Origin of the sequence: Psychrobacter sp. M9-54-1 (genome assembly GCF_016613355.1) — a bacterium.
Lineage (GTDB): Bacteria > Pseudomonadota > Gammaproteobacteria > Pseudomonadales > Moraxellaceae > Psychrobacter > Psychrobacter faecalis.
The window spans coordinates 119,467-139,695 of sequence record NZ_JADGFW010000004.1 but is presented as its reverse complement, the minus strand read 5'-3'; the positions used below and the strand labels follow the sequence as shown (position 1 = coordinate 139,695).

17 protein-coding genes are annotated in these 20,229 nt (G+C 44.5%); 4 read left to right on the top strand and 13 right to left on the bottom strand.

Annotation, left to right across the window (positions count from 1 at the left end; all coding sequences use genetic code 11):
• Window positions 1-55: 55 nt before the first annotated feature.
• From ftsA to IQ457_RS01745, 10 genes are all read right to left on the bottom strand, one after another.
• Window positions 56-1,348: a cell division protein FtsA gene (ftsA, locus tag IQ457_RS01790; RefSeq protein WP_197488851.1), complete on the bottom strand. Its 1,293-nt coding sequence runs from the start codon at window positions 1,346-1,348 to the stop codon at window positions 56-58.
• A gap of 195 nt (window positions 1,349-1,543) precedes the next feature.
• Window positions 1,544-2,341: a cell division protein FtsQ/DivIB gene (locus tag IQ457_RS01785; RefSeq protein ID WP_200661834.1), complete on the bottom strand. Its 798-nt coding sequence runs from the start codon at window positions 2,339-2,341 to the stop codon at window positions 1,544-1,546.
• A 455-nt stretch (window positions 2,342-2,796) separates the two neighbouring features.
• Complete coding sequence (locus IQ457_RS01780) at window positions 2,797-3,924, bottom strand: D-alanine--D-alanine ligase (RefSeq protein ID WP_242465316.1); 1,128 nt, start codon at window positions 3,922-3,924, stop codon at window positions 2,797-2,799.
• An 11-nt stretch (window positions 3,925-3,935) separates the two neighbouring features.
• Entirely contained in the window at window positions 3,936-5,393 is a 1,458-nt protein-coding gene (murC, locus tag IQ457_RS01775; RefSeq protein WP_200661833.1) for a UDP-N-acetylmuramate--L-alanine ligase, read from the bottom strand.
• Window positions 5,394-5,470: 77 nt separating this feature from the next.
• Complete coding sequence (gene murG / locus IQ457_RS01770) at window positions 5,471-6,556, bottom strand: undecaprenyldiphospho-muramoylpentapeptide beta-N-acetylglucosaminyltransferase (RefSeq protein WP_200661832.1); 1,086 nt, start codon at window positions 6,554-6,556, stop codon at window positions 5,471-5,473.
• Window positions 6,557-6,956: 400 nt separating this feature from the next.
• Window positions 6,957-7,928 carry a glutathione synthase gene (gshB, locus tag IQ457_RS01765; RefSeq protein WP_200661831.1) on the bottom strand — a complete coding sequence of 324 codons (972 nt, stop codon included), beginning with the start codon at window positions 7,926-7,928 and terminating at the stop codon, window positions 6,957-6,959.
• A gap of 134 nt (window positions 7,929-8,062) precedes the next feature.
• Window positions 8,063-8,770 carry an orotate phosphoribosyltransferase gene (gene pyrE / locus IQ457_RS01760; protein WP_200661830.1) on the bottom strand — a complete coding sequence of 236 codons (708 nt, stop codon included), beginning with the start codon at window positions 8,768-8,770 and terminating at the stop codon, window positions 8,063-8,065.
• Between the two features lie 76 nt (window positions 8,771-8,846).
• A complete protein-coding gene (locus IQ457_RS01755) occupies window positions 8,847-9,836 on the bottom strand; it encodes a hypothetical protein (protein WP_200661829.1) in 990 nt (329 codons plus the stop codon).
• 61 nt (window positions 9,837-9,897) lie between these two features.
• Window positions 9,898-10,755 carry an SDR family oxidoreductase gene (locus IQ457_RS01750; RefSeq protein WP_200661828.1) on the bottom strand — a complete coding sequence of 286 codons (858 nt, stop codon included), beginning with the start codon at window positions 10,753-10,755 and terminating at the stop codon, window positions 9,898-9,900.
• Window positions 10,756-10,836: 81 nt separating this feature from the next.
• Entirely contained in the window at window positions 10,837-13,107 is a 2,271-nt protein-coding gene (locus tag IQ457_RS01745; protein WP_207161660.1) for an Lnb N-terminal periplasmic domain-containing protein, read from the bottom strand.
• 208 nt (window positions 13,108-13,315) lie between these two features.
• On the opposite strand from IQ457_RS01745, the gene ampD reads away from it, so the two are divergent.
• The 3 genes from ampD (at window position 13,316) to IQ457_RS01730 (ending at window position 16,413) form a co-directional block, all read left to right on the top strand.
• The gene (gene ampD / locus IQ457_RS01740) at window positions 13,316-13,930 is read left to right on the top strand and encodes a 1,6-anhydro-N-acetylmuramyl-L-alanine amidase AmpD (RefSeq protein WP_191690996.1); all 615 of its coding nucleotides are present in this window, start codon (window positions 13,316-13,318) and stop codon (window positions 13,928-13,930) included.
• Window positions 13,931-14,071: 141 nt separating this feature from the next.
• On the top strand, window positions 14,072-15,622 hold the full coding sequence (murJ, locus tag IQ457_RS01735) for a murein biosynthesis integral membrane protein MurJ (protein ID WP_068403772.1): 1,551 nt from the start codon (window positions 14,072-14,074) through the stop codon (window positions 15,620-15,622).
• Between the two features lie 143 nt (window positions 15,623-15,765).
• Window positions 15,766-16,413, top strand: a complete 648-nt coding sequence (locus tag IQ457_RS01730; RefSeq protein WP_200661827.1) for a hypothetical protein — start codon at window positions 15,766-15,768, stop codon at window positions 16,411-16,413.
• An 84-nt stretch (window positions 16,414-16,497) separates the two neighbouring features.
• On the opposite strand, the gene IQ457_RS01725 is transcribed toward IQ457_RS01730, so the two are convergent.
• A complete protein-coding gene (locus tag IQ457_RS01725; RefSeq protein WP_200661826.1) occupies window positions 16,498-17,130 on the bottom strand; it encodes a GNAT family N-acetyltransferase in 633 nt (210 codons plus the stop codon).
• 226 nt (window positions 17,131-17,356) lie between these two features.
• On the opposite strand from IQ457_RS01725, the gene ribF reads away from it, so the two are divergent.
• The gene (gene ribF, locus IQ457_RS01720) at window positions 17,357-18,397 is read left to right on the top strand and encodes a riboflavin biosynthesis protein RibF (RefSeq protein ID WP_200661825.1); all 1,041 of its coding nucleotides are present in this window, start codon (window positions 17,357-17,359) and stop codon (window positions 18,395-18,397) included.
• Between the two features lie 106 nt (window positions 18,398-18,503).
• On the opposite strand, the gene IQ457_RS01715 is transcribed toward ribF, so the two are convergent.
• Both IQ457_RS01715 and IQ457_RS01710 read right to left on the bottom strand, forming a co-directional pair.
• Window positions 18,504-18,743 carry a DUF2789 domain-containing protein gene (locus IQ457_RS01715; protein ID WP_200661824.1) on the bottom strand — a complete coding sequence of 80 codons (240 nt, stop codon included), beginning with the start codon at window positions 18,741-18,743 and terminating at the stop codon, window positions 18,504-18,506.
• Between the two features lie 224 nt (window positions 18,744-18,967).
• Window positions 18,968-19,957, bottom strand: coding sequence for a malate dehydrogenase (locus IQ457_RS01710; RefSeq protein ID WP_200661823.1), 990 nt, complete (start codon window positions 19,955-19,957; stop codon window positions 18,968-18,970).
• Window positions 19,958-20,229 lie beyond the last annotated feature (272 nt).

The window sequence follows — 20,229 nt, the reverse complement described above, 5'->3', positions numbered from 1 at the left end:
CGGCGTCTTACTCTTCCCTGCTTAACGCTTAGCAGAGGCAAATTTGCCAGCAGAATTATAATATCTTTTTGAGTACACTGGCAAAACGTTGGCCGGCACTTTGAAAAACACCCTTCACGCGACTTTTTTGAATCGCTTCTGGCTCACTTTTTTCACTACGACGAAATTGCTCGCTCTGACTATATAGTAAGGTACCAAATGCGGTTTGATAAGCACGATCATTGACCTGCATATTCAGCTGTTTAAACGATTCATCATTGTCAAAGTGATTATAAGCGCTAATCGCAGGATGGGTATTGGTCAATACTACTGGCATTTTTAGCAATTTTTTGGCAAAAGGTATCATGCCTTTAATAGAGCTGCCGCCGCCTGAGAGTACCAACCCTTTATCAATATAGCCTAACAAGTCGGCGTCGTGTAATTGGCGTACCACTTCGGTAAATATTTGCTCATAGCGCGCTTCGATAATGCGCGCTAGATTATAAGTACCAATATTAATCTCGTCACCTGAGCCTTGCGGCTTAAATAGAAAGAACGAGCTGGGATCGACGCTATTGACATCAACCGTACCGTGCGTTTTTTTAAGGCGCTCAGCTTCTATCATTGAGATACCGACATCGGCTGAAATGTCCATCGTCACTTCATGGCTGCCGGTAGCAATACAATGCGTGAAAATTAGCTTATTCTCTTTATAGACGCAAATACTGGTGGTACTGGCACCAATATCGACCAAACAAACCCCTTGCTGGCGCTCATCGGGCATCAAGCTATATTCTGCGCTGGTCACCGCATCAAAAACGATGTGGTCGATACCGACGTCACAGCTTTGCAAAAGTTTTTGAATATTTTGACGGCTAGAGACAGGCATCATCATCATATGATACATGACGGTGATATTGTGTGCGACCATGTCAATGGCATCGTCAACCATAAATTCTTGATTGTCGATATAAATACCTTGTTGGCAACAATGCATCAAATAATAATCAGGCGACAAATCTTGTGACTTAGCATTGGATAACGCTTGTACCATATCTTGAGCGCGGACAACTTCGTCTTCTACCCTAACATCTCCGGCACTGTTTTTACTTAACAGCTCAGGAGTCGCTAAGGTCAACCAAACGCTATGCACGCGGCAATTGGCAGTGTCTTCAGCTTCTTGAATCGCTTGTCTGATAGCGCCTTGTAAGCGTTCGCGGTGCTTTATCTGACCTTGATAAAAGTCGTTATTTTTAACTTGTCCTACACCCATAATACGTATGTCTTTTGCAGACACAACATTACCAATAACGACATAGACTGCCGTGGCACTTAAATGGACAACAACCAGATTTTCAGTATTTTTCATGGTACCAGACAAATTATCGCTAAACAGGAGAGCAAATGATGTCTCCATTAAATCATTGAAAAATGCGTTATGATCACGCGGTCATATTATCAGTAAACTCTCTTTATCAAGAAGCAAACGGGTATTGGAAATCGATTGCTTTCTTAATTTATGGTGCTTCATTTTTATTGCTTAGTATGATTTTACGATGCTATTTTATGGTAGTGTTTCACCATCTTTTGGGGGCGCCAAATTCCATGCGATAGTAAATCCATTTTTATAACGAAGATCGACAGACTGCATTTCATCGCGGCGATTACTTAATTGGTTACCAAGTAGTTGACTTAAATTCAACAGTTTTTGCGCAGTGTTTTCATTATCAACGATAACACGTAAGCCATTATCAAAGCGAATCAGCCACGTCATTCTTGGCGATAAAATGATATCCTCAACTTGCATATCGAGCGGTGCATACCAGTCGTTAACTTGTTGCATCTGTTGCATAATAACTGGCGCTTGCGCTATATCGCCTTGCAGCGTCGCAAATTGCTCTTGCGTCAGCTCTCTACTATCAGCCGGCACAAAAACCGCCCCTTTGGCATCGACTAAACGCTCGGTACCAAAATTTGCCACGGCCTGTTTTGGTAGCGCTTTCACGACAATACCTTGTTGCCAGTCACGGCTGATACTGACTTGGTCCACCCAAGCAAGACCGGTAGAGATATCTCTGAGCGCCTGCAAATCAGAGGTAAAAAAACTGCTTACGCTCTGTTGGTTCATTACTTGTTGTAACGCACGATATTGCGCTACGGTCAGCCCTCTATCGTCGACATGAATAGCGGCAGGCGGTGCATCACGCAATGCTTTACCGCCCATGACCAATATCAGCACCAGCAAACCTAACACCAACACTGTGAAAAAATATCTGAGCATGGAGGGTATTTGCAAATTAGATTTAGGGTGCGAGGTGTTATCACTCATCAAGTCAGCGATGTCATTGACAGTTTGAGTCATAATACACGTCGTCCCTATTTTTGCTTAAACTATTTGCATAACGCCAATAGTGCTTATTATTAATGGTAAATCCGCTAATCGGTACAGCAATCGATGAAACTGCCATATTATCAATTTATTTGTCTAAGACGAGCGATAAAGCTCAGTTAGGCGCATTAAAACGTAACATTTTTCTTATTTAATGAATAACTTAAAGAAATTTGCATAAATAACCATAAATATCACTAATATAGACCAATAATTACAATATTAACGTATTTTACGTTTAAACAATAGCTCAACCCTTACTACTAACAACGAATTTACACAAGTTTACATGAAGCTGTGTTATAGCAGGGCTAGCGATACATTTGTCTGCATTAAGTAGTGCTCTTCATGGTTAAATGTATGGTTAATTAAAGAACGTTAAACAGCCCATTTAAAGGATATTTAAGCAAATGTATATTTGGCCAAATCTATACTTCTAAAGTTTGCGCTAGAATATGCCAGCATAAAGCCTCAAAATCCATACCGCGAGCTTTGGCAGCCATTGGCACTAAACTATGACTGGTCATACCCGGTACGGTATTAATCTCGAGTAGCCAAAAGTTGCCTGCTTCGTCTTGCATCGCATCAATACGTCCCCAGCCTTTAGCATCGACAGCACGGAATGCCGCCAAGCTCAAATCTTGTAGGTGCTTTTCATCCGCAGTGCTTAGCCCACAAGGTATGTAGTAGCTGGTATCGTTACGGTTGTATTTGGCTTCAAAATCATAGAAGTTGGTGATATCAGCAGGCTCAAGGCGAATAACCGGATAAGCTTCGTCATCGATAATAACAATGGTAAATTCGCGCCCAGTAATCCAGCGCTCAGCCATCACCGCGTCACCGCACTGCACCGCCGTTGCATAAGCGGCAGGCAATTCATCAAGGTTATTGACCTTGGTCATACCAATGCTTGAGCCTTCATGGACTGGTTTGATAATCAGTGGTAGTCCAAGCATATTTACTACTTGCTGCCAGTCGGTATCCGCGGTTAACAATGAAAATGGCGCGGTTGATAAGCCGCAGCCTTGCCAAAGCTGCTTGGTGCGGACTTTATCCATTCCAAGCGCTGATGCCAAAATACCAGAACCGGTTTGCGGAATATTAAACCATTGCAGCACGCCTTGTAGCAGACCGTCTTCGCCGCCGCGACCATGCAAGACATTAAAAACGCGATCAAACTTACGCAGCTCGGTAATATCTTGATCTTTTGGGTCAAAATGCGTGGCATCAACACCTTTATTTTGTAGCGCTTTTAACACGGCTGCGCCACTGTCTAATGACACGCTGCGCTCGTTGCTACTGCCGCCACAAATGACGGCAACTTTACCAAACTGACTGGCGTCTTTGACTTTGCTGTTTGCGATGCTAGGAACGGCCTTATCGTTTTGCGCATGACTTGCAGCATTATCTTGCTGTGCTTGTGCCGCCGCTGCTAACGCCAGATCTGGATTGACAATCGTAGCTTTAGCGTCTGCATTGATACTTTTATCAATGTTGCTTTCATTTTTTTGCTGATTGTTTTCTTGTTTAATGTTTTCTTGGTTATTAATAGTCATGAGTCTTATTCCTAAAATTCTTTTGCGGCTTGTTTGATATATAGATTATTAGCGGCCAATTCGACTGCTATTTGTCCAACATTTCCTGCGCCTTGAGTAATTAGCATGTCATTGGCTTTGAGCAAACGCTGCATGACCGGGGCGATATTAGCTTTATCGATAATCGTTGGCTCAACGGCGCCGCGCAAACGGATACTGCGTGCTAAGGCTTTGGTATCAGCGCCCGCAATCGGAGTTTCACCAGCAGGATAAACGTCTAATAACAATAACTCATCGACGCTTGAAAGCACTTCGACAAAATCATCAAAGCAATCACGCGTACGGCTATAGCGGTGCGGTTGGAACATCATGACTAAACGGCGCTCAGGGAAACTTTGACGCGCCGCTTTAATGGTTGCATCGACTTCTCTTGGATGGTGACCATAATCATCAATCAGCAGGACGTTACCATCGTCTATTTCTACAGACGCTTGCTGCTCAAAGCGGCGACCGACACCGGCAAATTTTTGTAGGGCGCGCGTAATTGCTTCATCGTCGACGCCTTCATCGGTTGCCATGGTAATAGCAGCCAGTGCATTATAAACGTTATGTACACCGGGAATATTTAAAGTCAGACGTAATGGCTCGCGGTCACGGCGTAGCACGGTAAAGTGAGTTTTTGTACCTTCGCTAACCAAATCAACCGCCTGTACATCGTTAAACGGCTCAAGCCCAAAGGTTAATACCGGACGCCCGATGTCATCGATCATAGCGTACAATTCAGCGTCGTCACCGCAGACCACCGCTAAACCATAAAACGGCATATTTTGTAAAAACTGGATATAAGCGGCTTTTAATTTATCAAAACTGTTGCCATAGGTTTCCATATGGTCTTGATCAATATTAGTGACAATCGCCGCCATCGGATGCAAAGTTAAAAACGACGCATCAGATTCATCGGCTTCGGCAATTAAATAACGGCTGCTACCAAGCGCGGCATTTTTACCAGAAGCATTTAATTTACCGCCAATGACATAAGTCGGATCGAGCTTACCTTCCGCCATCATGGTGGTCAGCAGACTGGTAGTGGTGGTTTTACCATGCGCGCCCGCTACAGCGATACCATGACGATAGCGCATCAACTCGCCGAGCATATCTGCACGGCGTACCACAGGCAGACGCGCTTCAAGCGCTGCCTTTACTTCAGGGTTGCTACGGTCGATGGCAGACGAGACGACGATGACATCGGCATTGGCGATATTTTTGGAATCATGCCCAATCGCAATATCAATACCAATTTCTGCTAAGCGCTTCGTCACTAAGCTTTCAGTAATATCCGAACCACTGACTGTATAACCTTGATTGTTCATCACTTCAGCGATACCACACATCCCCGAGCCACCAATACCAACAAAATGCAAATGCTGGATACGGCGCATTTCTGGTATTTCAATCAAACGTTTGGTTAAAGATTTAGCAGAGGTCGGCATAGGGTTTTCTCTTTATTGAAGGCGAACAAATTTGGTTAATAATAAGTAATAAAAATAATAAACAAAACAATCAGCTCTTATAACGCCTGCCAGATAATATCGGCAACTCGCTGACAAGCTTGACGATTGGCAAGCGCATGGCCTTTTTCTGCCATCTCTAAACAAGTGCGTCTATCTAGCATATTGAGCTCATTACTCAGCTTGTTAGGAGTTAGCTCATTTTGTGGCAGCAAAATCCCTGCTTGGTGCTCGGTCAAGGTGCGCGCATTGGCGGTCTGATGGTCATCAACGGCGCTTGGTAGCGGGACAAATATTGCCGCTATCCCAACATTTTGAATTTCCGTCACTGTCAAAGCCCCAGCTCGACAAACCACGATATCAGCCCAATTATACGCCGCTGCCATATCATCGATGAATGGCTGCACAGTGAACTGATGAGCGCTTAATGCTTCACTATCATACGCCGCTTGCGTGGTAGCCTCATTATCGCGTCCACATTGATGACGTACCTCAAACGGGCGGTCAAGCAAAGCCAATGCTTTTGGCAGCGTCTCATTTAACACTTGCGCGCCAAGCGAGCCACCAACCACCAATAATTTTAGCGGCGAGCTATCATTGACATCGTAACGCACACTAGGCTCGGCAACCCCGCTAATAGCATTGCGCACAGGATTCCCCACCGTTTCTATCTTGCTATCACTTTCGCTACTAGCAAAGGTATTCTCAAACGCTTGCATGACCTTGGTCGCCATCTTGGCCAAATAACGATTGCTCATGCCTGCAATGGCATTTTGTTCATGGATAATTAGCGGCGTTTTGGTTAAGCGCGCCGCAATACCGCCGGGCGCGGTGACATAACCACCAAAGCCAACAACCACATCAATCTGATTGCCACGGATGACTTTGATCGCCGCCATCGTCGCTGACAACAAATTAACCGGTAGCTTAAGCAAACGCCCTACGCCTTTACCGCGCAGCCCTTGCATATCAATAGCATGAAAAGGATAGCCAGTCGGTGCAACCAAGCGATTTTCCATGCCATTTGGCGTACCCAGCCAGTGAATAACCGCGCCGCGCTTGGTCAATTCTTCGCTAACTGCTAGCGCTGGAAATACATGCCCGCCTGTCCCCGCAGCCATCATTAATATATGCGGTGTTTTCATGAACGTCTGCCTATCTTTTCTTTATGTATATGAAAGACTTATTATCTTTTGATTGCGCTATCTATCGAACCAAAATGAGCCTATAAAAGCCCGCATAGTATAGTGTAAATCGCTGCCGGATAGACAGCATTTTGTGCCGTATGAATAATAAAAATCCAAGCCGTGATTCATCGCGGCTTGGCTTTTATAAATTCACTTAACAGGTCAAAAAATCATTTTTCATGATTTTTTATCACTTTTTAAAAGTGCTATTAAGAGATACGGTCTATCGTTATAGCTTAGCACACTGTTTTTTAAGTATTGTGCACATAGCTTAGTGATAAATTACTCTATCCTTACGGCGTTGCCTAAACTTATCGTTTAAAGGCTTTATTTAGACCAATACTTTAGAATAAATAGCTTAAACAGCCAGTTTTTTCTCGATAGCGATAATAAAGTCAGTTGCAATGTCAGTACCGCATTGGTCATCAATCTCACGCACACAGGTTGGACTGGTAACGTTAATTTCAGTGATACGGCCACCGATTAAGTCTAAACCAACGAACATTAGCCCTTTTTCTTTGACAATCGGCGCCACTACCTCTGCCACTTGGCGCTCGATATCGGTGAGCGGCATCGCAACCCCACTACCACCGGCGGCAAGATTTCCGCGCGTTTCACCTTTTACCGGGATACGCGCCAAGCTATAATCGACCACTTCGCCATCGACGATTAACACACGCTTATCGCCTTGCTTAATCTCTGGCAAATAACGCTGCGCCATAATTGGCAGGGTCTCGAGCTCGGTTAAAATCTCCAGCGTCACGCCGATATTTGGACTATCAGCGGTTAAACGGAAAATACCCGTACCGCCCATACCATCTAAAGGCTTAACGATAACGTCTTGCTGCTCAGTAATAAATTTGCGAATATGCGCCTGTTTACTGGTAACAATCGTTGGACTCATATAATCGCTAAACCAAGTCGCAAACAGCTTTTCATTACAATCACGAATCGCTTGTGGGTCATTTACTACCAACACGCCTGCGGATTTAGCATGGTCAAGCATATAAGTGGCATAAATAAAACGCATATCAAACGGCGGATCTTTACGCATCAAAATCACATCATAGTCGCTGACCGGCACTGTCGCTTTTTCACCTAAGGCATAAAAGTCATTGGGGTCGCGTTTGACTGTCACCGGCTGGCTATCGACCATCAATTGCCCACGGTCTAACCATAAATCATGAATCTGACAGTAGCCCAGGCTATGCCCGCGGTCTTGCGCCGACCACATCATCGCCAGCGTGGTGTCTTTTTTATAATTGACCAGCTCAATTGGATCCATAATGACCAGTATTTTTAACGATTTTTTTTGTTGTTCTTGGCTCATGATAAGGCTCACTTTCGTTATAGTATTAATTATTTAAGCAATCATCTCAAAGACATTGAGGCCATAGCGTATGGCTCAAATGTCACTTAAACTTTATTTAGACATGACCTGAGTGCAGCCATATTTGCGATAAATTATACGCCGTACTGGGCGCGGTAATGCTGCATTCTTGCAAGCTGGGCGGCATCTTTATCGGTGCTACTTCCTGCTAAGTAGCTGATTAAATCATCGATATCGACCAAGGCACGTACTGGTACATCTAGGGTTTCAGCCAACTCTTGAATAGCAGAGCGCTCCGCCAAACCTTTTTCTTTACGATCAAGCGCAACGATAATACCAGCCACACTGGCGCCCGCTTGCTCTAAAATCTCAACCACTTCGCGCATTGCCGTACCAGCGGTAATCACATCATCAAGCACCCAGACGGCCTTGCCACTGACATCAGCGCCGACTAGATTACCACCTTCACCATGGGTTTTGGCTTCTTTACGGTTATAGCCCCATTTGGCATTGATACCATGGTGTAGCCATAACGCTTGTGCGGTTGCGGCGACAAAGGGAATGCCTTTATAAGCCGCTCCAAAAATGACCAGCTCTTGCTCGGCTGCCCCATTCATTTTTTCAGCTAAGGCATCGGCATAACCACGGGCTAATAACGATAACATCTCACCTGACGCCAGCAAACCTGCGTTAAAAAAGTACGGACTAATACGTCCAGACTTAAGCACAAACTCGCCAAATTTTAAGACCTGATTGTCTAAAGCCAATTGGATAAATTGATGCGATGAAAATGAGGCGTTTTGTGGATGTTGAGCGTTATTAAGCGTGGCGGCATTCAGCATAGGGTCTTCCTATCAGCAAAGAAAAATGAAAATTGAACAATCAAAAAGTTGTGCAAGGCATTATAGTCGCGTCGGCTTAACTTGACCAACCGTTGATATCATAATCTTGCATATTCGCATAACGTGTTAATAACCCGCAGCGCGATGAGATAGTAAAGTAGCATTGCCCATCGTGACTGACTTGTATGTCCCAGCCTAAATGATAGGCAGCAACGATAATATGCCCCGTAAATAAGCGCACTTGACGATAAGCATCGCGCTGTGCGGGCTCAAACACTATTTGACTGAGCAAATAACTACGCAGATGCTGACAAATTTGCGCCGCGCTGTAGCTGTGATTGATGGTTTTGCGCGTACTACATTGCTTTAAAGCATGGACGGCGACACTACAAGCCATAATATCGGTCGCCAAACTGCCCGCGCCGCTGTCAAATTGCTGCGGCTGCAATACCACTTGCCAATCGTCAGCATAGACGCTATTAAGCAGCTCATCAGGATTATAACGTCTGGTCAATGCTCGTAGGGATTCTGTCTTTAAAGGCTTATTAATATTATTATCAATATTTATGCTATCGACTCTTGCAAACCCATAACGTGTCAGCTTTGGGTATGCCTGTAGCGCGCGCTGAATATCTGCCATATCAAGCAACGTCATATCAGTCAATGGCGATAATAACGGCTGATCGCTATGATTGTGATAAAAACTCTCGGGCAGCTCAATCAGCTTTGCCGCACTGAGCAGTGATAAATGCTCGGCCAATGCTTCTGAAGCCACTAGCGCCCATTTCGATAAGCTGTCCGTCTTGGGCTGATAAAAACGGGTCGAACGGCCATATAAGCGGCGCAGCTGACCATTTAAGCGCCGCGCAGGCTCTGGAATATCAGTCAATGGCCGAGCAGGATCAATTGGCAAACGCTTAGGATCAAAATTAGGATGGACAATCGCCGGCTGCTGACTATTTGCTAAATGAGCGGACTGCTCAGCATGACCTTCTGCAAACTGCTCCTCTGCTGCCATAAAATCAGCACTGGATAAACCATCGTCAGAAGTAGAATGCTGAGTCATAGATGTTCCCTAGGCTTACCAATTTAAAAGATGTAAAAATAAAAACAATCGAACAGTCATTTTACTTTTGATGTTGTTTTTGCTCTTGATGCTGCAAAATATCTCGATAACCTGCTTGCCAATCAGGATAGTCCAGCCAAGCTAACGGAATGTTGCTATGCAAGCGCTTCCCCGTAACCGCTGTTTTATTGTCATCAATAGCAGGTGGCTCTGTATCTATTTGCTCACTTAACCAAGTGCTCAGCTCAAAAGTGGTGACTGGTGCATAATCAGTAGCGATATAAAGTGGTTTTGGCGCGTCTATGGTCATGACATTGGCAATAATAGTAACCAAATCACGATCCATAATGCGATTGCTCCAATGCGCTGCTGCCACTGGCTCTTTTTGTTCCTCGCGGGCTTTACGCAGCCGCATCAGGCGCTCGCGACCATAAATACCGCTTGGGCGAATGATAATCGCCCTATTACCAAAACCTTGTTGCAATACTTGTTCCGCTTGTAATATCACTTGCGAAGCTTCACGCTCTGGCGTTACAGGGGCTATGTTTTCATCAATCCATGCGCCATTATCCTGCCCATAGACACCCGTTGATGAGATAAAAACAACGCGCGTAAGGTTGGTTAGTTTATCCGCCAATGTTGCCAGATGCTGAGTGATGGCCAAATAACTGTCATGATAACCGCTGGTCGAATACTCATCAGGGGTGACGATAATTGCTATCGCAGTAAAGTCTTGCAGCTGCTCAGCGCTGAGCGTTAACGCATCGGCTTGCAAAAACTTAGCGTTAGCATCTAAAGCATAATGATGACGCTCACGACGTGCCAGCCCCGTGACGTTAAAACCGTCTTGAGCGAGCTTATTGGTGACTGGTAAGCCGATATCACCTTGACCAATAATCAGTAAATTTTGCGTACTCATCATTTATCCTTTGTTCGATAACTACTTGTGAGGACTGTCTATTAAAACCTTTATTAATAAAAGGGCTTTTCATAAAAGATACTAAAAATAGCGTCTATACGACAGCTGTATGTCTTCTTTGGCATCGATACGATCTTGCCATTCGTAGTTGGCATTGATACGTAACGCTTGTTTTTTATCAATATCGTACTGTAGCCCTAATGTCGATATCGGCTGCCAATAATGACCACGGGCATTAGACTCATCGCTGCTGCCATGATACCAATATGGCAGTTGCAATTCAGCCTGCGCACGTAACTGATTGTTAATCTGATAACGGCAACCAACATTGACGCCTGCGCCGACACGATAGCCTTTATTAATACCGCGGCCTGCTTGCGCCGTACCTGCTAAGAACGTATAGCATAGCTGCGGCGGCATCTCGCCTGTGCCCGCGCTAGGGGTGCCAAACGCCCACGACCAACCCGTTTCATAGCCTAAACTGCCGACTAAATGATCATTACCATCCTGCTGTGAGCCGTCATTTACGCGTGTCGCTTCGATACTTGCGCCCCAGGTTTTACCTTTTTTGGCAGAATTTACCGGATTAAATGAGCGCCCGCGCACCAAAGTCACATTTTGCAAGACCACACTACTTGGCTGATGGGCCTTATCATTATCGGTGTCATACAGACGCAAGGTTGCAGCCGCGCCTTCTAAATCAAAGAACTGCGGGAAACCTGACGGACGGTCAAGGGTATCGTGATAACCTGCGCGCACACCTAAATCCATATAATTATTATCACCACGCTGCCCTAGCCCAATAAAACCTAGCTGCAGCGGATGTCTGTCTATCGGATTGTTATCCGCTACTGCAATACGGCGTGGTAATAACGTTTGTCCGTCGTCTGAAATGCTAGAAATCGGATTTAACTGAGCAGACTTAATCTCATTGAGCGTCTGCTTAGCACTATTATGATAGCCCAATTGCGCACGCTGCTCTTTAACCTTGTTTAACTGCGCTTGACGTAAGGTGCTATCGGCAGGCGTATAATTGGTGCTGGCAAGTAGATTTTCGCTATCGAGCAATTGCACCACATCTGACGGAATCACGGCATAAGGCAGGCGGCTTAATAAATGCTGCTGCGGGCGTACCACGTCAATCAAGCGTAAAATCTCAGACGCACAGTTATCGGTAGTAAAGTAATACGGTAACTTCAAATCCTTGGTCTCCCAGACATGTAGCATAATCTGCTGCACTTCCACTGGGGTCAAAGCCAATTGATAGGTCCACGCATCGCGCTCATCTTCTTGCAGATATTTCGCCAGCTTCTCCGGATATGGGTCAATTTCAATCAGATTATCGTAGCCACCGCTCATCGACTTGATGGCATAGACCAAAAAGTTATCGCTTGAGTCGCCACCTACCGTATAATTTAGCGCCACTGCATGATGAATCTGACTTGGATCGGCAACACTAGCTTTAGAGTCAATACGTAATAGCGTATGAGCAAAGGCTGAAATAGGATTGTCTAAATACTCTTGTGCAAACATAATAGACAGCTGCTCGGGCGCCAGCATTTGCATCCAGTCATTCAGCTCTGGACAGTCGGTTTGCAAGCTGCTTTTGTTGATATTGAGTGTATCAGTCAGCCATTGGACGCGCGCGGGAAAACGGCATAGTACTGAGCTTTGTACTGAATTTTGAGCGGTAGGATTAGAAAGCTTGCTATTAGCAGTCCTATTATCCGAAGTCGCAGCCATTTCGTCAGCAAGGGCAACCAGCAAGGCATCAAGCTCGGCCGCTGAATCATGCTGTCCATTTTTGCTTAAGTAAAATGCAGCATCATCAACGATACTGCTGTCTTTTTTCTTGCCGATTAAATTCTTTTGATCATCAAAGAAATATAACAATCGTCGCCATGTCGTATGCTGAGCGAGATTTTTTGCTTTTGCTTGCGTGCGCCATGAGGCTAGTAGCTGCTGTGTATCGGCGTCATTAATATTTTTAGTATTGGATGCAGAAGAAGCTAATTCTATATTTGGGGCGTTACTTGCCTTGATGGTATTATTTGATTCGGCATTTACTTTCACAACAACATTTGTGCCAGCAACAACAGGCTTAGCGCTGGTTGTTAATATTGGCTCAGCATTTTGTGATTTAGTGACCAAGTTGCCATCAATAGCTTCATTGGCATCCAGCGTCAACTCCCCTGTCATCACAAGCGCTGCAGGCGTTGGCAAAAACGCCTGTGCTTGCGCGGACAGTAGCAGTCCAGCTATGGTAAGCGGCAAACGTGCTCGTCTGCCAATGTTTGTTAGCGTGTTCGTTGGCGTACAATCTAGCGCCAAAAGGTTTGAATATATGGACATGAGTAACATCTCGCACTGTGGGGGTCAGACGCGTAACGCGTTAGAATTCTATCGAATTATTAGAGTGATATGATGTATCACTGTCTTAAAACATTTTAAACAACTTTTTTTAAAGGTTATTTTTAGTTAAATGCGCCATTTATTGATAATAAAATATAACTAATAGTATTTACTGCGCACTTATTATCACATTATAAAAGAGAGTATTATGTCCATAGCATCGCCAATGACTATTCATACCGGTCGATTATCCGCTGCGACTTGGCTTGCCTCGCCCAACTTTAATAAACGTCCTGAAAATATCGCGATTGATGCTATCGTTATTCACAATATTAGCTTGCCGCCCAATGAGTTTGGCGCTTGCGATACTGACGGTCTACACTACGTCAAAGCCTTGTTTACCAATCAATTAGACTGGGAGGCGCATCCATATTTTCAAACCATTAAAGGTGCAGAAGTCTCAGCACATTTATTTATAGAGCGAGATGGCGCGATTACCCAGTTTGTCGATTTTAACGAACGCGCGTGGCATGCTGGGCGCTCCAGCTACTTGGGTCGCCCTGAATGTAATGATTATAGCATTGGCATTGAGCTTGAAGGTTCAGATTTTGTGTCCTTTAGCGCGGCTCAATACGAAACACTTGCCAAAGTTATCGTCGCTATCTATGACGCTTATCCAAAAACTCGTAGGCATCTTACTGGTCATAGTGATATCGCGCCCGGTCGCAAAACTGACCCCGGTGATTATTTTGAATGGACAAAGTTGCGAGAGATGGTTACCCGCCATATTGCAAGTCAGTCATCACTTTACAACCAAGATTGAGTAAACACTCTTATTAAAATTTCTGTAAATGACAGGTTTTATTCTTTATTGGATCCATTTATCAGGACAGTGAAAGTGCTATAATCCGTCAGTTTTTTAACAACACAACCTTCAGTAAATAAATTAGCAAAATAGGTTCTCATGGCAAAAAGTCGATTGTTTCGTTCAACCATGGTGGTCAGTAGCATGACCATGCTGTCGCGTATTTTAGGTTTGGTGCGTGATGTCGTCTTGTTAGGCGTCTTTGGCGCCGGCGGTCTGATGGACGCCTTTTTGGTCGCCTTTAAGATTCCCAACTTTTTACGCCGCCTATTTGCCGAAGGCGCCTTTAGCCAAGCGTTTGTTCCTGTGCTGTCTGAATATAAAGAAAAATACAGCCTAGAGCAGGTTCAGATTTTAGTCAGTCGCACGTCAGGCGCACTGCTGCTGGTTTTATCCATGCTAACGGTCGTGGTGATTTTAATCGCCCCTTGGGTGGTGACCTTATTTGCCCCAGGCTTTGCTGATCAACCCGATAAATTTGCTATCACTGCTGAACTGCTACGCTTAACTTTCCCTTATTTATTGTTTATTTCTATGACCGCTTTTGCCAGCGGTATTTTACAAAGTTACGGACGTTTTGCCGCGCCCGCCTTTGCGCCTGTTTTGCTAAATCTATGTATGATTGGTGGTGCTCTAGTGTTTGCGCCGATGTTTGATGTGCCTATCATGGCGCTGGGTTATTCTGTCGCTATTGCAGGTTTACTGCAGTTATTAATACAGCTGCCACAGCTCTCGCAACAAAAACTACTGGTCGCCCCAAAAATAGACTTTCAACACGAAGGCGTGCGCCGTATTTTGAAATTGATGCTGCCGGCTATTTTTGGCGTTTCTGTCACCCAGATTAATTTGCTGCTCAACACTGTATTTGCTTCGTTAATGATTGGCGGTTCGGTTTCTTGGTTGTATGCTGCTGAGCGTATGAGCGAGTTGCCACTTGGCTTAATTGGGGTGGCTATCGGTACGGTTATTTTGCCAAGCCTATCGAAAAGTGAAGCGCAAAAAGACGACGTCAGCTTCAAAAAGACCATCGACTGGGCAGCGCGCTTAATTATTTTGGTCGGCGTACCGGCATCGGCAGCACTGTTTATACTCTCTGACGTACTCATGCAAGCGCTGTTTTTACGTGGCGAATTTACCCTACGCGATGCACAAATGAGCTCACTGGCGCTAAAAAGCATGGCAGGCGGCATCTTAGGTTTTATGTTAATTAAAATCTTCGCGCCCGCCTTTTTTGCCCGTCAAGACACCAGAACGCCAGTCAGAATCGGTATTATCTCCGTCTTTGCCAATATGATTTTTAGTGTGATTTTTATCGGTATCTTTTATTTCTTAGATATGCCGCTACATGGTGGTTTGGCATTGGCAACGACGGGTGCGGCATTTGTGAACGCAGGCTTGTTATATTACTTCTTGCATAAGCGCGAGATTTTCCGCTTTGGCAGTCATTGGAAAAAGCTGTTTGGCCAGTTTGGGCTTTCTACCGCCTCTATGGTTGCGGTGCTTTATGTCATGCTGCCCTATTTCCCAACCAATGATGCGCAGTGGAAACGTATCGTTGCGCTGCTGATTATGTGCGTCGTTGGTGCGGTGGTTTATGGCGTCGTGCTACTAGCAACAGGTTTCCGTCCGCGCCAGCTAAAGCATGGTTAAGCACTTATTATTAAGCACTCGTTGTTAAGCACTGAACAACGCTTTAACTTACCAAACCAAAACAAGCTAGGTATGAGAATTGACAGTGAATGCGGCTGATAGTTGCCATAATTACTACTAAATACATAATTTTGGGGACTAACATGACGATTAAATCACCAACTTCACAGACAGCTTTATCAACAACCTTGTCACGCTTACCAAGTTTACTGACTGTTGGCATCCTGTCTACTGGACTACTTTTAAGTGGTTGTAGCAATAATGATAAGGGTGACACTGAGACTGCTGTCAATAATAATGAAGACACTACAGCAATCACTGAAACATCTGATGACACTGTGACTGATGAAGCAAAATCAGTGGGTACGGATAATATGAGTGAAGATGCGCAAGTAACAGATAGCACTCAAGATAAAACCATCATCACGAGCGATAATATCAATCCAGTAACTGCTGATAGTAAGCAAAAAAGCTTGGTGACCAACCCAACTCAAAATGGCACGCCAGAAGATACGGTTAAAAAAGCATTAGACAGTTTGTATTATGGCGACGCCAAACAAGCTGCAACGTATTATAAAGTCGACATGGCAAACTTTGAGGAAGAGCTTGCCAAAACGCAATCCGCGTTTCAGCAAACGGTTGATGGGGTGACTTTTACTGATACTAAATACAACGATGATAAAACCCGTGCCACCATCATGGGTGAGATTATGCTAAGAGGGCAAAGTGAGCCTGCACCATTGACTTATGAGCTACAAAAGATAGATGGCAAATGGAAGATCTTAGGATAAGGTATCTGACTGCTCTTCGTTAAATAGCCTTTATCTGGCATTATTACTGGTCACTGCTATCTTCATTAGTCATCGCTATCTTCATTAATCATTACTATCGACAATGACCGATTTACCAAGCATCACGACATCGGCGATAAACCCCTGCATATCGCAAACCTTTGGCATATAGCCCCATTGCTCAAAGCCAAGTTTACGGAACAATCCTAAGCTTGGCTGATTATGGGCAAAGATAAGCGCAACCACGTTATGGATACCTAAGCTCGGCGCTTGCGTCAGCATCCAGCGGGTCAAAAAGCTGCCCAATCCTTGACCATGATACTCTTGATGTAAGTAGATACTAATCTCCGTGCTGATATGATAAGCGGGCCGTGTATATAAATCGCTAAAGCTGCCCCAAGCGACGATTGGCGATACCGTTTCTTCGACACTCATATCTGCATCTTCAACCATAGCTCTCACAATATAAATAGGTCGCGTGGCACTATTTATATGCTCATCAAACCAATCTTGCCGCTCTGCGCAAGTCACGGGTGTGAGATTAGCGGTTGCTTGCTTGGCGGCGATACTTTGGTTATAAATGGCTAAAATTGTGGGTAAGTCGTCTTGACTGGCACGCTGCACTATAAAGCGCTCGTTAAGGTTATAGACGGCTGATGTAGGCTGTATAGAGTCATAGCCATTATCATAATCAGTCGTAGAGACAGCAGCAGGCATAGCGTTTCCATCATGAATATTCATAGATAATAATAAAAATAGGGATAAGTGATTAATAGACGTTTAGCTGTTAGCATGGTTGTTTGATTAACAATAGACTATAGGATGTTAGTAAGGCTATTTTACTTTATAATGGCTGCTTTTAGACACATCTGTTTTAAAAGTTTGTTTTAGTCGCGGTGTGTTTTCCTTTTTTTATTGGTCTTATCTATCATAGCTGACATTTATGAACACCTATTTTCTTGAGCAACTGATGGCGTCTCCAAGCGCTTTACCGGCCGGTAGCAGCCCAGTAGCATTGCCACCCTGCGTACTGACTATCGGTAACTTTGATGGCGTCCATTTAGGTCATCAAGCGATGCTGTCGCAAGTTCGTGAGCTTGCCAAAGCGCAAAACCTTGGCTCAGCTGTCATGATATTTGAGCCACAGCCGCGTGAGTTCTTTGCGCCAGCGACCGCGCCTGCTCGCCTCACCAACCTTGCCGAAAAGCAAGCTTTGCTGGCAGAATACGGCATCGAGACGCTAATTGTTGCCAGCTTCGATAGCGATTTTCGCTCACTATCAGCGCAGGCATTCGCCGATATTTTGGCACTGCGCTTAAACGTCCAAGCCTTGGTATTGGGTGATGACTTTAAATTTGGTCATGACCGTACTGGTGACAGTCAGTTTTTACGCGATTATGGCTTAGATGTGACCAATCTGCACACCGTTATCGATGATAAAGGTAAAGGTGCGCGCATTAGCTCGACGCGTATACGAGATTTATTGATGGCAGGCGATATTAACGCAGCCAATGCCCTCTTGGGACGCGACTATGCGATGACAGGCGTCGTCATTGGTGGTGATAAAATTGGTCGTACCATGGACTTCCCAACGGCCAATGTCGATTTAAAACGCATCAAACCTGCGTTACATGGTATTTTTGCTGTCGATGTTGTCAGCCTTGACGACAATGGCAATGTCATAGCAGATGGTCTAACCGCACTTACCGATAGTGAAAATCCAGGGGTGAAAGGTCTCCGTCCGCATAGCTTATTTGGTACTGCCAACCTTGGTATCAGACCGTCGGTAGATAAAGAACATGATTGGCGCTTAGAAGCACATTTTCCTAAGCTGCAAGCAGACTTATACGGCTTAACCTTGCAGGTACGCTTTTTGTATTATTTGCATGGTGAGCGCCATTATGAAAGTTTAGAGGCGTTAAAAGCAGGCATTCATAATGACGTGATTGATTTACTTGAATGGCGTGCTCAGCAGCCTGATTGAATAGATAGCTATCATTATCAGACCGATAATAAAAAAACCCACAGCGTTCATAACGTTTGTGGGTTTTATTTACGGTACTACTTTTTATGTCTATACTTTATTGTTTTTAGGCGTCAGGGTGCAGACGTACATTTAATTCGTCAATAGTCTCTACCCAAGCGGCATCCTTAAACCATTCTTCTTTTAAAAAAGCGCGTTGATTGTCGTTCCAAATATGCGCATCGGTGAGCTCTTCTTCTTTGGCCAATTTATTCTTTTCAATAAATGCATCTATTGCTTCGTCCGAGCTATCCAGCCCCAATTGCGCAAAAAGTTCATTCATACTATATTCCGGTTCACCCAACATACCTTTTCTCCTTAAATGATACAGATTTAATTGTGTTTATTGTTTGGATTTACCACTTTATTGTAGCAAGCTTTATTTGAATAGCTGTAAATCAACGTTTAGCTAACGTTATCAATTGTATTGTCTATTATTTAAGCCACAAAAAAGCCCTCTAATAAGAGGGCTTTTTAGCTTAACGATTATTTAGCTTCATGCTTATATATTAGCTTTAGCAAATTGATTGCTTAAGGAAGCAGGTGTGCTACGGCATCACGCTCTTCGCTAAGCTCTTGCTCGGTTGCTGCCATTTTCTCTTTTGAGAAATCAGATGAGACATCAACGCCGTCTACGATAGACCAGTCGCCATTCTTGCAAGTCACTGGGAATGAGTAGATTAAGCCTTCAGCAATACCGTATTCACCGTTTGAGTAAACGCCCATAGAAACCCAATCGTTCTCATCGCTACCTAGAGCCCACGTACGCATATGAGCGATGGCAGCGTTGGCAGCAGAAGCGGCAGATGACGCACCGCGAGCTTTGATGATAGCAGCGCCACGTTGTTGTACTTCTGGGATATAGGTGTTTTCGTACCAATCACGGTCAACCAAATCTAACGCTGTTTTACCATTAACAGTCGCAGCCGTTAGGTCTGGGTACTGAGTTGATGAATGGTTGCCCCAGATAATCATTTTTTTCACGTCATTAACAGTGCTGTCTGTTTTACCAGCCAACTGGGCGATGGCACGGTTGTGGTCTAGGCGCGTCATAGCAGTGAAGTTGCGTGGATCTAGGTCTGGTGCATTGCGCTGAGCAATAAGAGCGTTGGTGTTGGCAGGGTTGCCGACCACCAATACTTTTACGTCACGGCTAGCAACATCGTTCAATGCTTTACCTTGCGCTGAGAAAATCGCAGCATTGGCTTCTAGCAAATCTTTACGTTCCATGCCTGGGCCACGAGGACGCGCGCCAACCAATAGTGCATAGTCGACGTCTTTAAAGGCAACAGTCGCATCATCAGTTTGTACGATGTCTGCCAATAATGGGAATGCACAGTCTTCTAATTCCATGACCACACCCTTTAGGGCGTCAAGAGCTGGCGTGATTTCAAGCAATTGCAAGATAACTGGCTGATCTTTACCTAGCATTTCACCAGATGCAATACGAAATAACATAGCATAGCTGATATTACCAGCGGCACCAGTGACGGCAACACGTAAAGGCTGTTTCATTGACATTGAATACTCCCTAATTATAGATTAGATAATTTACGATTCTAATGGATGGTTGTAATAGATGGTTTTGATTGATGAATATCGTTTGAGATAGCGACCTGCTCGCTGAATATAGCAGTCATAAACCGTTCACTAGTGTAGCACCTCAGCCTATTAACCGTCTAGAGAAAGCGCGAACGCGTTTGCGGACAATACAAATTATATTGTTACATTTTATACAGATAGATAATGAAATTTTTGGCACAACATTAGAGGAGTAAGGCGTTAGAGGAACT

Excerpts from the sequence above, each read along its gene's own strand:
- pyrE (WP_200661830.1), bottom strand. The coding sequence starts at position 8,770 with ATGCTGAATGCCGCCACGCTTAATAACGCTCAACATCCACAAAACGCC.
- murG (WP_200661832.1), bottom strand. The coding sequence starts at position 6,556 with ATGAAAACACCGCATATATTAATGATGGCTGCGGGGACAGGCGGGCAT.
- IQ457_RS01725 (WP_200661826.1), bottom strand. The coding sequence starts at position 17,130 with ATGCCTGCTGCTGTCTCTACGACTGATTATGATAATGGCTATGACTCT.
- IQ457_RS01755 (WP_200661829.1), bottom strand. The coding sequence starts at position 9,836 with ATGACTCAGCATTCTACTTCTGACGATGGTTTATCCAGTGCTGATTTT.
- IQ457_RS01715 (WP_200661824.1), bottom strand. The coding sequence starts at position 18,743 with ATGTTGGGTGAACCGGAATATAGTATGAATGAACTTTTTGCGCAATTG.
- gshB (WP_200661831.1), bottom strand. The coding sequence starts at position 7,928 with ATGAGCCAAGAACAACAAAAAAAATCGTTAAAAATACTGGTCATTATG.
- IQ457_RS01745 (WP_207161660.1), bottom strand. The coding sequence starts at position 13,107 with ATGTCCATATATTCAAACCTTTTGGCGCTAGATTGTACGCCAACGAAC.
- IQ457_RS01710 (WP_200661823.1), bottom strand. The coding sequence starts at position 19,957 with ATGTCAATGAAACAGCCTTTACGTGTTGCCGTCACTGGTGCCGCTGGT.
- ribF (WP_200661825.1), top strand. The coding sequence starts at position 17,357 with ATGAACACCTATTTTCTTGAGCAACTGATGGCGTCTCCAAGCGCTTTA.
- ftsA (WP_197488851.1), bottom strand. The coding sequence starts at position 1,348 with ATGAAAAATACTGAAAATCTGGTTGTTGTCCATTTAAGTGCCACGGCA.
- murC (WP_200661833.1), bottom strand. The coding sequence starts at position 5,393 with ATGCCGACCTCTGCTAAATCTTTAACCAAACGTTTGATTGAAATACCA.
- IQ457_RS01730 (WP_200661827.1), top strand. The coding sequence starts at position 15,766 with ATGACGATTAAATCACCAACTTCACAGACAGCTTTATCAACAACCTTG.
- murJ (WP_068403772.1), top strand. The coding sequence starts at position 14,072 with ATGGCAAAAAGTCGATTGTTTCGTTCAACCATGGTGGTCAGTAGCATG.
- IQ457_RS01750 (WP_200661828.1), bottom strand. The coding sequence starts at position 10,755 with ATGAGTACGCAAAATTTACTGATTATTGGTCAAGGTGATATCGGCTTA.
- ampD (WP_191690996.1), top strand. The coding sequence starts at position 13,316 with ATGTCCATAGCATCGCCAATGACTATTCATACCGGTCGATTATCCGCT.
- IQ457_RS01785 (WP_200661834.1), bottom strand. The coding sequence starts at position 2,341 with ATGACTCAAACTGTCAATGACATCGCTGACTTGATGAGTGATAACACC.
- IQ457_RS01780 (WP_242465316.1), bottom strand. The coding sequence starts at position 3,924 with ATGACTATTAATAACCAAGAAAACATTAAACAAGAAAACAATCAGCAA.